The organism is Yersinia canariae, from assembly GCF_009831415.1.
Lineage (GTDB): Bacteria > Pseudomonadota > Gammaproteobacteria > Enterobacterales > Enterobacteriaceae > Yersinia > Yersinia canariae.
Window position 1 is genome coordinate 888,518 of record NZ_CP043727.1, and the last position, 12,746, is coordinate 901,263.

Below are 12,746 nucleotides of genomic sequence, written 5' to 3' on the forward strand. Positions count from 1 at the left end.
TCTTATTGTGCAACTTCGCGTCCGACGGCTATTAAGCGACCTGAACGGGTACAGCTTTAGCTTTGCGTTGCAGCAGATTTTCACCTTCGAAATACGCCACTTTTGGGTGGTGCAGGCGGGCATCAGCATCAGACATCTGGACATAGGAACAGATTATCAATTTATCACCAACACAGGCGCAGCGCGCTGCCGCACCATTCACTGAGATAATCCGCGAGCCGCGTTCGGCGGCAATGGCATAAGTTGAAAAACGCTGACCATTATCAACGTTATAAATATCAATGGCTTCGTATTCCAAAATCCCAGCGGCTTCCAGAAAATCCTGATCAATAGCGCAGGAACCTTCATAGTGCAAATCAGCTTGAGTGACTTTCACCCGGTGCAGTTTGCCTTGCAACATAGTGCGTATCATAACTCTTACCTTTGACCCCGGTTATTGCCCAGAATAAGTCTGGCACCCTATCCCATCATCGACCGATTTAGGGAGAAGCACTCAGTTTTGCTGATTTTATATCAGTTGTCTATGACTGACTTTATATGCCCGTTTCACCACAATCTGATTTTTGAAATTAATTATGTAAATCAACTTGTTGATTATCAATCAGGCGAGCTTTACCTAGCCAGGCAGCCATGAGAATGACGGCCTGTTTGCTATCAACTGTCAGCGGCTGCAAGGATTGGGCATCGCGAATAAACAGTTCATCTGGCGTAAAACCAGCATGAAGCAATTGCTCTGCGGTATCCGCCAATAAATCATCAATTTGCCGCTCACCCATGGCGAGTTTCTCAGCCAATGTCTGCATTATCTTATAAAGCTGCGGCGCAATTTTGCGCTCTTCGGCAGTCAGATATCCATTACGGGAACTCAGTGCCAGGCCATCTTTGGCGCGCACAATTGGCACGCCAACAATATTGATGTCATAGCCCATATCCGCCACCATTTTGCGGATCAGTGCCAGTTGTTGGTAATCTTTTTCGCCAAAACAGGCCACATCCGGTTGAACCAGATTGAACAGCTTGCTGACGATAGTCGACACCCCACGGAAATGGCCGGGGCGGCTGGCGCCTTCCAAAATGGTAGACAGGGCAGGGACGTCGACATAAGTCTGAGTATCAAGGCCCGCTGGGTAGACATCTGCGGCGGCGGGGGCAAACACTAAATCCACACCGTGGCGGGTTAATTTCTCGCAATCTTCCTGCAATGTACGCGGGTAGCGCGCCAAATCATCTGGTCGTTCGAATTGCAGTGGATTGACAAAAATACTCACGACGACAACATCGGCACGCGTTTTGGCATCTTCCACTAATGTCATATGCCCTTCGTGCAAATTACCCATGGTGGGCACCAAAGCAACTCGCTTGCCTTCCTGCCGCCAGCGGCGAATTTGCTGACGTAACAGCGGCAAGGTTTCAATAATCAGCATTCCCAATTCCCCTGAATATTTATCCATAAAAAACTACTGGAAAGTATGTTCTTCGGCGGGATAAACACCGCTCTCAACTTCCTGAATATAAAGCTTAATTGCAGCACGAATATCACCCGCACTTTGCGCCAGGAAGTTTTTGCTGAATTTAGGTGTATGACCCCCAGTAATGCCCAAGGCATCATGCATAACCAGAATCTGCCCATCGGTAACATTGCCAGCGCCAATACCAATCACCGGGATTGCCAGCGCCTCAGTCACTCGCTGTGCCAGTTCCACTGGGACACATTCCAGAACCAGCAATTGTGCGCCTGCATTTTCAAGCGCCTGAGCATCTTTCAAAAGCTGATTGGCTGCGACTTCTTCGCGGCCCTGCACTTTGTAACCGCCAAAAATATTGACAGACTGCGGTGTTAATCCCAAATGCCCGCACACCGGAACAGCGCGTTCGGCCAACATGCGAATGGTGTCGCACAACCAACTGCCGCCTTCCAGTTTGACCATATTAGCCCCGGCACGCATCAGTTCAGCGGCATGGGTAAATGTTTGTTCTGGAGTGGCATAACTCATGAAAGGCATGTCTGCCAATAACAGGCAATGTGGGGCACCACGGCGCACGGCGCGAGTATGATAAGCCACATCCGCAATTGTGACCGGCAGAGTAGAATCGAATCCTTGTAATGTCATACCGAGCGAATCACCCACCAGCAGAACCTCGATTCCCTGTTCAGCAAATAGCTGAGCAAAGCTGGCATCATAGGCAGTCAGTGTGGCGAACTTACGCTTCTCGAGTTTCCATTGGCGCAAGTGGCTCATGGTAGTGGCTTTCATCACTCTTTCTCCTGAGACGGTAGGTTAAAATGGCGGGATATCAGATAGGTATATGGCGTGTTGGGTTTGGTCGGTTACCAAGGCACCAGGCCATTTTTATCCACGAGTTTAAGGCGTTCTGACAGTGATTCGCCGTCGGGGAAAATAAGGTCAGGGGCGATATCAGCCAGTGGGTAGAGCATAAATTCTCGCTCTTTCAGACCATAATGCGGCACGATAAGGCGATCGGTTTTTATCACCTGATCGCCATACAGCATAATATCAAGATCCAGAGTCCGTGGCCCCCAGCGCTGTTCTTTCCTCACCCGCCCCTGATTGCGCTCAATGGCTTGGGTGCTATCTAACAATTGTTCTGGTGGCAGGGCGGTATCTAACGCCACGACCGCATTAAGGAAATCCGGTTGATCCTGCGGGCCTAACGGTTTAGTGCGATAAAACGGCGAACAGGCCACCAGCCGGGTGCGCGGCAGATGCTCCAGCGCTTCCAGTGCGGTTTTGACCTGTTGCAGTGGCATGGACTGATTACTGCCCAGCGCAATATAGACCCGGATCATGGTGCGTATTATGCCCCTTCTTTACGTGGTGCTGGCTTACGTGGGCGGCGAGGGCGAGACCGTCGCGGCGCCGGATCAGCCCCTAAAGTATTTAGCATATTCTTTTGCTGTAGCGGCGTTGCTTCCTGGAATTCACCCCACCACTGTGCGAGGCGCTGTAGTTCGTGGTTGTTTTCTACTTCTGCGCGTAGCACCAGTAAGTCGTAAGCTGCACGGAATTTTGGATGTTCCATCAACTTGTGCGCACGTTTGCCCTGACGGCGTGACAGGCGCAATTGCAGCAGCCAAATATCTCGCACCAATGAGGTAATACGTTTTGGAATCGCCAGTGAACGGCACTCTTCATCCAGCACGTCATTCATTGCCAGTGCGAAAGCATCGTAGTAAGCCAAACCACTTTCTTGTGTCAGCTTCTGCGCATGTTCGATCAGTGGATACCAAAGCATAGCGGCAAATAAGAAAGCAGGATTGACGCGCTTATCATTATGCAGACGATGGTCAGTATTTTTCAGTACCTGAACTAAAATACGTTCCATCGGCGAGTCATGATGCTCGGTAAAATTACGGGCAATGAGTGGGAATAACGGCTGGAAAAGCTGGTATTCACACAATTTTAAATAGGTTTTATAGCCATAGCCCGATTGCAACAATTTGAGTGACTCTTCAAACAGGCGAGCGGGTGGGATCTCGTGTAGCAATGAGGCCAGACGAGGGATCGGCTCTGCTGTTTCCGGGCTGATAGTCATATCCAGCTTGGCGGCAAAACGAACAGCGCGCAGCATCCGCACCGGATCTTCGCGATAGCGCGTTTCAGGATCGCCAATCAGACGAATAATACCTTCTTTCAGATCACGCAAACCACCGGTGTAATCACGCAGTGCAAAATCAGAAATACCGTAATAGAGGCTATTGATGGTGAAATCACGGCGTTGGGCATCATCTTCAATAGTGCCAAAAATGTTGTCACGCAGCAGCATGCCATTTTGTGCCTGTTGGGAAGAATTCTTGTCACTATCTTCCGCTTGTTGCTGCTCGTGGTGACCACGAAAAGTCGCAACTTCAATGATTTCCGGGCCAAACATCACATGTGCCAGACGGAAACGGCGGCCGACCAAACGGCAGTTGCGGAATAATTTTCGCACTTGCTCTGGTGTGGCGCTGGTGGTGATATCAAAATCTTTCGGTTTCTTACCCAGCAGCAGGTCACGGACACCGCCACCAACCAGATAAGCTTCATAACCTGATTTATTCAGGCGATAGAGAACCTTCAGCGCATTATCACTGATATCTCTACGGGAAATATTGTGCTGGTCTCGCGGAATAATTGTCATCGAGCCCTGTTGTGAAGCAGGCTCCGCATGATTCTTGCGGCCAGTATTTGTTCTGGCAGGCCTTCTCTCTTTGCGGGCCACGTTATCTTCACCGTGCACTATATCTTTACGGGCACTGCTATCACGGGCCGTGTCATCACGGACAGCTTTGCTATCGCGAGCTGATTTATCATCGCGAATCAGTACCTTACGGCAGAAATTGGCTACTCGGGTAAAAATGGTACACCTCGATAGTGGCTAATAAATTACAGAACAACAGAAAAACAGCGGCTAATCATAGCTCACCGTGCTTCCTTTGAGAATGCCGTTGTGTTTTCAGTGGCAACTATCGCCCCCTGAAGCGGAATTGCTGCCAAGTCCCAGTTTTCGACTGCAAAACGTAATAATAACGGCAAATCAAGATCTTGCCAGCATTCTGGCTGGGGTTGATGCAAAAATTTTAGTGCCTCAACCAAAATCGGGCGCGGGTCGCCATGGGGCAGCGGCGGCGCATGATTTTGCTTAGAGAGCTTATTACCATCATGGTTCAGCGCCAGTGGCAAGTGCAAATAGCAAGGTACTGGTTGTTGTAACTGCTGGTAGAGGGCTATCTGGCGCACCGTTGGCTCGATTAAATCTGCACCGCGCACAATCTCGGTCACGCCCTGAAAAGCATCATCAACCACCACTGCCAAGTTATAGGCAAACAGGCCATCACGACGACGAATAATAAAATCTTCTTCGGCCAGCGCGGGCACAGCATGCAACTCACCAAGTAATTTATCACAAAAGGTGTAAACCGGATGAGTCTGTCGTAAACGAATAGCGGCACTGGCAGCAGGCAAATGGCGGTCACGGCAATATCCATCGTAAAAACCGCCAATTTGCTGAATTCGGCTGCGGGTACAGGTGCAGTAATAACTTAGCCCTTGTTGCTTCAGCCAGTCTAAGGTCGCGCGATAGGCGTTATGGCGCTGAGATTGATAAATAACCGGGCCATCCCAATGGAGGCCATAGTGATCAAGCGCGGCTAAAATACGCGCCGCAGCACCAGGGATTTCTCTTGGGGGATCAATATCTTCAATGCGAACTAGCCAGCGCCCGCCTTCAGAGCGAGCTTGCAGGTAACTTCCCAATGCAGCAATCAACGAACCGAAATGCAAATCACCAGACGGGGACGGCGCAAAGCGCCCGACATACGGAGTGCGTTTCGGCTCAGCTTGCTGAGTATTGATATCTTCGGACATAAAAGGGAAGGAAGATCCAGTGTAATAAATGCGGTGCCGGAGAGGGCTCTGGCACCGTGTCATACCCTTCGTACTTGGAGCTGTAGGGTTGTTAGCGACACTTTCTTACCCGAATGACTTACTTGATAAGCTCAGTGGGATTCGCTTGCTTGCTGCCTACCTATAGCTCCAACTTCTTTGGATATACAGATTATTGCTGCGTTAGCCTGCCATCTGCTTTTCGCGGATTTCGGCCAAGGTTTTACAGTCAATGCACAAATCTGCAGTTGGCCGTGCTTCCAGACGGCGAATGCCGATCTCTACGCCACAAGATTCGCAGAAACCGAAATCGTCATCCTCGACTTTTTTCAGCGTCTTCTCGATCTTTTTAATCAGTTTACGCTCGCGGTCGCGGTTACGAAGCTCAAGACTGAACTCTTCTTCCTGCGCGGCACGGTCCACCGGATCTGGGAAATTAGCAGCTTCGTCTTGCATGTGCGATACAGTACGGTCCACTTCATCCCTGAGCTGGTTGCGCCATGCTTCAAGAATAAGCTTGAAATGCGCCAATTGGGCGGCATTCATATACTCTTCGCCTGGCTTCTCTTGGTATGGTTCTACCCCAGCGATGGCGAGAATGCTCAAGGACGAGGTTTTACGTTTTTGCCCTTCTTGCATGATGCTTCTCCTACATTCATACGCACTATCGAAATCCCCAATACGGGGAAAAATCAGGCCGCTATAAATAACAGAAGGAAGGTAGGTTGGCAATTATTCCTGTCGCCTGCTTGACAATGGTGTGAAGGAAGGCGTATTTGGCGAGCAACTTTATCCAATAATCGCTTCTTTATTCAGCGTTATGGATTTGGTGTTTCGTCCAGTAATAACGGTAGGCGCGCATCCAGCGCAATACCGTCAGGCGATAGTTGAAAACCGTAGCAAATAACCTCCACTCCTGCTTGCTGAGCCTGGGCCAGCAATTCTGCATAGCGATTGTCAATGTGTCGGGCCGCGGCAACTTGCCTGATGCCCGTATGCAATACGGCAAAAAAAAGTACCGCCCGGTGACCGTTGGCAACCATGTTTTGCAGCTCCCTGAGATGCTTCTGACCCCGTAGAGTGACGGCATCCGGGAAATACCCACATTGTTGCTGTAATAAGGTAACCGACTTGACTTCAATATAGCAGTTAGACCTATTTTCTGCCTGCAATAACAAGTCTATACGGCTGTTCTCATCCCCATACTTAACCTCTCTTTTGACAGAAGTGTAACCAGATAATTCAACAATATAATTATTATCTATCACAGCACTGACTAACTCATTGGCACGTAGGGTATTTACGCAGATCCAATCACCGGTTTGGGTTTGAGTTAACTCCCAACTATGGGGATATTTACGTTTTGGGTTATCCGAGGTTGAATACCAAACCGTATCCCCCGGTGTGGCACAACCAGTCATTGCTCCCGTATTAGCGCAATGAATAGTTAATGTTTCTCCGGCGGGCGTCACAATATCAGCTAAAAAGCGTTTATACCGCAGGATAAGTGTGGCGGGTTGTAACCGAGGAGCAAAAGTCAGTAGCTGGGGCTTAGATGACATCGGAAGTCCTTTCTGTACCAGCCAATGGCCAGCTTTGCACAATGTTATAACGAGTGCGGCCGCGCGCATATACCGACTCATACAACGAAAAATGGTTCGCCCGGAAGCTTTCGTTGGTGGTTTTAGCCGGGATAGTGACAGGGCGAATAGCTCCGCGGAACAAGGTCACATGGGGATGAAATGGCAACGGTGTTTGGTGGCAGCCACTGCGTGCAGCTTGAGAACGCAATAATTGAGCCAACTGCAACAGCCCTCGCGGGGGATTTTTACATCCGAGCCAGACTACTCCGGAGCTGGGCCAGTGGCCAATATCATCCAGCGTCACATTAAAACCTGACTGACTGATTCGCCCGGCTTGTTGTTGCAATATTTGCGCTTTGCCCAGACTGACCTCACCGAGAAACGCCAGTGTCAGGTGGAGATTCGCCGCCGCAATAGGGCGTCCCGCTTCTGACGGGAAGTTATCTGCTCGCCATTGCACAATGTTCTGCTGCACGGTATCGGGCAGCGACAGCGCAAAAAATAGGCGTTTATTCATGGTTTTATCAACAGTATTAATCATTAGGCTGGCATAATCACTCGGCTAAATACGCTATACGGCCATGATGTTACAATGGCTGATGATGAAAGTAGAGAGTATGGGGAAGAATGTGGTGGTGAGTTTGAATGAAAGTGATGCGGCGAAGGTCGTTTTGCCAGTAAGTGAAGTGCTTGATGCGCTTTTGGCCGCGCTGCAAACCTCCCCGCAAGTTCTGCTCCATGCCCCCACTGGGGCCGGTAAATCGACTTGGCTGCCACTGCAAATCTTGCAACTGGGGGGCTTGCCCGGCCGGATAATCATGCTGGAACCTCGGCGATTAGCGGCGAAAAATGTGGCTTATCGTTTGGCCCAACAATTGGGTGAACAGCCGGGTCAGACCGTGGGCTATCGGATGCGTGCCGAAAGTAAAAGTGGGCCAGATACACGTCTGGAAGTGGTCACCGAAGGTATTTTGACCCGCATGCTTCAGCAAGATGCCGAGCTGACGGGAGTCTCGTTGGTCATTCTTGATGAGTTCCATGAACGCAGCTTGCAAGCCGATTTGGCACTGGCGCTGTTGCTGGATGTGCAGCAAGGGCTACGTGATGATCTGAAACTGCTGATAATGTCCGCAACGCTGGATAACCAACGCCTTTCTGCATTATTGCCATTAGCTCCCGCGATTGTTTCTGCGGGACGCAGTTTTCCCGTCGAGCGCTGCTACCAGCCTTTATCAAGTCATGAACGGCTGGAGGATGGGGTTGCCAATCGTGTTAAGCGCTTATTAAACGAACAATCGGGTTCTTTGCTGTTATTTTTACCTGGCGTCGGGGAGATTCATCGCGTTGTGGAGCGGTTACAAGGTGACGTTGCCAGTGACACGGATCTTTGCCCACTGTATGGCGCTCTTGCGCTCAGTGAACAGCAGAAAGCCATTCAGCCGGCACCAACTGGACGGCGCAAAGTGGTGCTGGCGACCAATATTGCTGAAACCAGTTTGACGATTGAGGGTATTCGGCTGGTGGTTGATAGCGGGTTGGAACGGGTGGCGCGCTTTGATGTCAAAAACGGCCTCACCCGATTGGTCACTCAGCGCATCAGTCAGGCTTCGATGGTGCAGCGCGCTGGTCGCGCCGGGCGATTGGAACCGGGAATCTGCTGGCATTTGTTTGCTAAAGAACAGGCCGAGCGAGCCGCGGAATACAGTGAACCCGAAATTCTTAACAGTGATTTATGTAGCTTGTGGTTGGAACTGCTTAATTGGGGATGTCAGGATGTGGCACAACTCAATTGGCTTGATAAGCCGCCTCAAGCGGCACTCGCGGTGGCCCGCAATTTATTGCGGAACTTAGGGGCTATTGATTCACACGAGCAGCTCACGGGCACGGGGCGAGTGATGGCCAGTTTGGGGTGTGAGCCGCGCCTGGCCGCTATGTTGTGTTTTGCCGCCGGGCAAAGTCCGGATGCATTGGCGACCGCGGCGTTATTAGACGCAATTCTGGAGGAGCCTCCTCGTTCCGGGCAAATTGATTTACATGACTGGCTGAGCCGTCCACAACCGCACTGGCAGCGCCGGGCGAGACAACTGACACAAAGAATTAATGCTCGCGTGGGAGTTATAGACAGTGACATTGCGGGTCAATTGTTGGCATTGGCTTATCCGGACCGCATCGCACAACAACGCGGGCAGGATGGGCGCTATCTGCTGGCTAATGGTATGGGCGCTGCTATGGCGCAAGACGAGGCGCTATCACGAGCACCTTGGCTGGTGGCCGCCAGCTTATTACAAAGCAGCAGCGGGCCGGACGCGCGCATTTTACTGGCGTTACCTATTGATGTTGAGTTACTGGCAAAACAATTACCCCGTTTGGTTGAAGAGCGGACAGTCGTCGAGTGGGATGAAGAAAAGGGGACATTGCGTGCCTGGCGGCGCTGGCAAATTGGGCGGCTGACATTGCGGACACAGCCCTTAGCGAAACCGAGTGATGAAGCATTGCAATCCGCCTTGTTAAACTGGGTGCGCGAGCAGGGTTTGCAGGTACTGAGTTGGGATGAAAATGCACAGCAGCTTCGCACCCGCTTACACTGTGCCAGCCGTTGGTTGCCCGAAGAGAAATGGCCTGCGGTAGATGACGACTTTTTACTGGATAAACTTGAGCTATGGTTGCAGCCCTCACTGTCCGGCGTGCGGGATTTCCGAGGGTTACGGCAGGTGAATATTGCGGAGGCGTTGACACGTTTGTTGAGCTGGCAATTACGTCAACGGCTGGATACTGAGCTGCCAACTCATTACACTGTGCCGACCGGTAGCCGTCTGCCAATCCGCTATTATGCCGATCGGCCACCGGTGTTGGCGGTGCGTTTGCAGGAAGTTTTTGGCGAGCAGCACAGTCCGATGCTGGCTAGTGGGCGGGTAGCGATGGTGCTGGAGTTACTTTCACCCGCACACCGGCCACTGCAGATTACTGGCGATTTAGCTGCTTTTTGGCAAGGAGCTTATCGCGAGGTACAAAAAGAGATGAAAGGGCGCTATCCCAAGCATGTCTGGCCGGATGATCCCGCCAATACCCGGCCAACTCGCAGAACCAAGAAGTATCAGGATAAGTAAGACAATCCTCTTCCTATCGCTGAAGCCGCGCTTAGCAATAACACTAAGTTCTTGAGGGATATGGCCGAGAGCCAATAATTTCAGATGTTTCCCCTTTCCAGAATGTGAATTGGGGAACACATTAAGCCGCAATAATCGCCAATGCGCGTGGAGAGAAAGACATGTCTGGGGATGACCGCGAGCCGATAGGGCGCAAGGGCAAGAAAGCCCAACCCAAAGCTACACCGAAACGGCCATTGCGCCGGCGGCGTGATGAAGATGAATACGAAGAAGAAGACTATTTAGATGACGAAGACCACGACGATGATGACTATGATGATGACGAGGAAGAACCGATGCCAAGAAAGGTAGCATCACGTCCGCCCCGTAAAAAACGCCGTTGGCTTGGGTTATTTATCAAACTGTTCCTGGTCGGCGCTGTGGTATTGGCTATTTATGGGGTTTACCTCGATTCGCAAATCCGTAGCCGAATTGACGGCAAGGTTTGGCAATTGCCCGCCGCTGTTTATGGCCGCATGGTGAACCTTGAGCCGGGGATGTCTTACAGCAAGAAAGAAATGATCGATTTGCTGGAGGGAATGCAATACCGGCAGGTTACGCGTATGACTCGCCCTGGCGAGTTTACCGTCCAGGGCGACAGCATCGATATCTTGCGTCGCCCATTTGATTTCCCGGATGCGAAAGAAGGCCAAATTCGTGCGCGTTTGGTGTTTAAAAATGATCGGCTGGCCCAGATCCAAAACCTGGATAATCAACGCGATTTTGGTTTCCTGCGCCTTGATCCTAAGTTGATCACCATGCTGCAATCGCCTAATGGCGAACAGCGCTTGTTCGTGCCGCGCGCTGGTTTCCCTGATTTGCTGGTTGATACCTTGCTGGCGACAGAAGACCGCCATTTCTATGAGCATGATGGTATCAGCCCATATTCCATTGGCCGCGCCGTGGTGGCTAACCTGACCGCCGGCAAGGCGGTTCAGGGCGGTAGTACTCTGACGCAGCAGTTGGTCAAAAACTTGTTCCTGACCAATGAGCGTTCGCTGTGGCGTAAGCTTAACGAAGCTTATATGGCTCTGCTGGTCGATTACCGCTACAGCAAAGACAGAATTCTGGAACTGTATCTGAACGAAGTGTATCTCGGCCAAAGTGGTAGTGATCAGATTCGCGGTTTCCCATTGGCGAGCTTGTATTACTTTGGTCGTCCGGTGAATGAATTGAGCCTCGACCAGCAAGCCATGCTGGTGGGGATGGTGAAAGGGGCTTCTCTGTATAACCCATGGCGTAACCCGACTTTGGCTCTCGAACGCCGTAATCTGGTGCTGCGCTTATTGCAAAATCAGGGCGTGATTGATGCAGAGCTGTATACCATGCTCAGCGCGCGTCCATTGGGCGTGCAGCCGAAAGGTGGGGTTATCACACCGCAACCTGCTTTTATGCAGATGGTGCGTCAAGAGTTGCAACAGAAATTGGGCGACAAGATTAACGACTTGTCCGGTGTGAAAATTTTCACCACGCTAGACCCGGTGTCACAGGACGCGGCAGAAAAAGCCATCGAAGATGGGATCCCAGCGTTGAAAGCTGCCCGTCATTTGGATGATTTAGAAGCGGCAATGGTAATTGTCGACCGCTTCAGTGGTGAAGTTCGTGCCATGGTCGGGGGCGCACAGCCGCAATTTGCCGGTTTTAACCGTGCTATGCAAGCTCGCCGTTTAGTGGGGTCACTCGCCAAACCACCGACCTATTTGACCGCCTTAAGTGAGCCGGATAAATATCGGCTTAATACCTGGCTATCCGACCAGCCGCTGTCGATTAAGTTACCCAACGGCTCATCATGGCAGCCTAAAAACTATGATCGTCAGTTCCGTGGTCAGGTGATGCTGGTTGATGCTTTAGCTAACTCGCTGAACGTGCCGACGGTTAATCTGGGGATGTCTGTCGGGTTGGATCAGATAAGTGCCATGCTGCAACGCCTGGGGATCCCGAAAGCGGTCATTAATACTGTTCCGGCGATGTTGTTGGGGGCGATTGATTTGACTCCCGTTGAAGTGGCGCAGGAATATCAGACTATCGCCAGTGGCGGTAATCGCGCGCCATTATCCGCAGTGCGCTCGGTTATTGCCGAAGACGGCACCGTGTTGTATCAGAGCTTCCCGCAGGCGGAGCGCATGGTACCTGCGCAGGCCGCTTATCTCACTCTTTATGCAATGCAACAAGGGGTTGCCCGCGGGACATCTCGTTCATTATCGGTGAAATTCTCAAAATACAATCTGGCCGCCAAAACCGGTACAACCAATGATCTGCGTGATAGTTGGTTTGCCGGTATTGATGGCAAAGAAGTGGCGATTGCCTGGGTGGGGCGCGACAATAATGGCCCGGCCAAATTGACCGGTGCTAACGGCGCATTGACGCTGTATCGCCGCTATCTCGAGAATCAAACTCCATTACCGCTGGTATTGCAGCCACCAGAAGGGATTAGCCAGATGAACATTGATTCGGCTGGGAATTTTGTCTGCGGTGAGGGCAGCGGCATGCGCTCAATCCCTGTTTGGACTGAAAATCCGCAAGGATTGTGTCAGGCGGCTCAACCTGCGGAACAAACCAAACCCGATGGTGATGGTGTCGCGGGCTGGATTAAAGACATGTTCGGCCAGTAAAGCTTTATCGGCTGGCACGGT

11 protein-coding genes are annotated in these 12,746 nt (G+C 51.3%); 2 read left to right on the forward strand and 9 right to left on the reverse strand.

Annotated features, from left to right (window positions below):
• Nucleotides 1-31: 31 nt before the first annotated feature.
• From panD to thpR, 9 genes are all read right to left on the reverse strand, one after another.
• Nucleotides 32-412: an aspartate 1-decarboxylase gene (panD, locus tag F0T03_RS04115; RefSeq protein WP_145554330.1), complete on the reverse strand. Its 381-nt coding sequence runs from the start codon at nt 410-412 to the stop codon at nt 32-34.
• Between the two features lie 157 nt (nt 413-569).
• Nucleotides 570-1,424 (reverse strand): pantoate--beta-alanine ligase, encoded by an 855-nt coding sequence (gene panC / locus F0T03_RS04120; RefSeq protein WP_159680663.1) that lies wholly within the window; start codon nt 1,422-1,424, stop codon nt 570-572.
• Between the two features lie 33 nt (nt 1,425-1,457).
• Nucleotides 1,458-2,255: a 3-methyl-2-oxobutanoate hydroxymethyltransferase gene (gene panB / locus F0T03_RS04125; RefSeq protein ID WP_162527011.1), complete on the reverse strand. Its 798-nt coding sequence runs from the start codon at nt 2,253-2,255 to the stop codon at nt 1,458-1,460.
• Between the two features lie 74 nt (nt 2,256-2,329).
• Nucleotides 2,330-2,809: a 2-amino-4-hydroxy-6-hydroxymethyldihydropteridine diphosphokinase gene (gene folK / locus F0T03_RS04130; RefSeq protein ID WP_145554324.1), complete on the reverse strand. Its 480-nt coding sequence runs from the start codon at nt 2,807-2,809 to the stop codon at nt 2,330-2,332.
• Nucleotides 2,810-2,817: 8 nt separating this feature from the next.
• Nucleotides 2,818-4,359 (reverse strand): polynucleotide adenylyltransferase PcnB, encoded by a 1,542-nt coding sequence (pcnB, locus tag F0T03_RS04135; RefSeq protein ID WP_145554322.1) that lies wholly within the window; start codon nt 4,357-4,359, stop codon nt 2,818-2,820.
• Between the two features lie 62 nt (nt 4,360-4,421).
• On the reverse strand, nt 4,422-5,366 hold the full coding sequence (gene gluQRS, locus F0T03_RS04140; RefSeq protein WP_159677287.1) for a tRNA glutamyl-Q(34) synthetase GluQRS: 945 nt from the start codon (nt 5,364-5,366) through the stop codon (nt 4,422-4,424).
• 201 nt (nt 5,367-5,567) lie between these two features.
• A complete protein-coding gene (dksA, locus tag F0T03_RS04145; protein ID WP_005156764.1) occupies nt 5,568-6,023 on the reverse strand; it encodes an RNA polymerase-binding protein DksA in 456 nt (151 codons plus the stop codon).
• Nucleotides 6,024-6,202: 179 nt separating this feature from the next.
• The gene (gene sfsA, locus F0T03_RS04150) at nt 6,203-6,946 is read right to left on the reverse strand and encodes a DNA/RNA nuclease SfsA (protein ID WP_159677288.1); all 744 of its coding nucleotides are present in this window, start codon (nt 6,944-6,946) and stop codon (nt 6,203-6,205) included.
• Nucleotides 6,936-7,508: an RNA 2',3'-cyclic phosphodiesterase gene (thpR, locus tag F0T03_RS04155; RefSeq protein ID WP_159677289.1), complete on the reverse strand. Its 573-nt coding sequence runs from the start codon at nt 7,506-7,508 to the stop codon at nt 6,936-6,938. Before thpR ends, sfsA begins: the two co-directional genes overlap by 11 nt.
• A gap of 43 nt (nt 7,509-7,551) precedes the next feature.
• Between thpR and hrpB the strand changes: the two genes are divergently transcribed.
• Entirely contained in the window at nt 7,552-10,074 is a 2,523-nt protein-coding gene (gene hrpB, locus F0T03_RS04160) for an ATP-dependent helicase HrpB (RefSeq protein ID WP_159680665.1), read from the forward strand.
• A 161-nt stretch (nt 10,075-10,235) separates the two neighbouring features.
• A complete protein-coding gene (gene mrcB / locus F0T03_RS04165) occupies nt 10,236-12,725 on the forward strand; it encodes a bifunctional glycosyl transferase/transpeptidase (protein WP_145554314.1) in 2,490 nt (829 codons plus the stop codon).
• Nucleotides 12,726-12,746 lie beyond the last annotated feature (21 nt).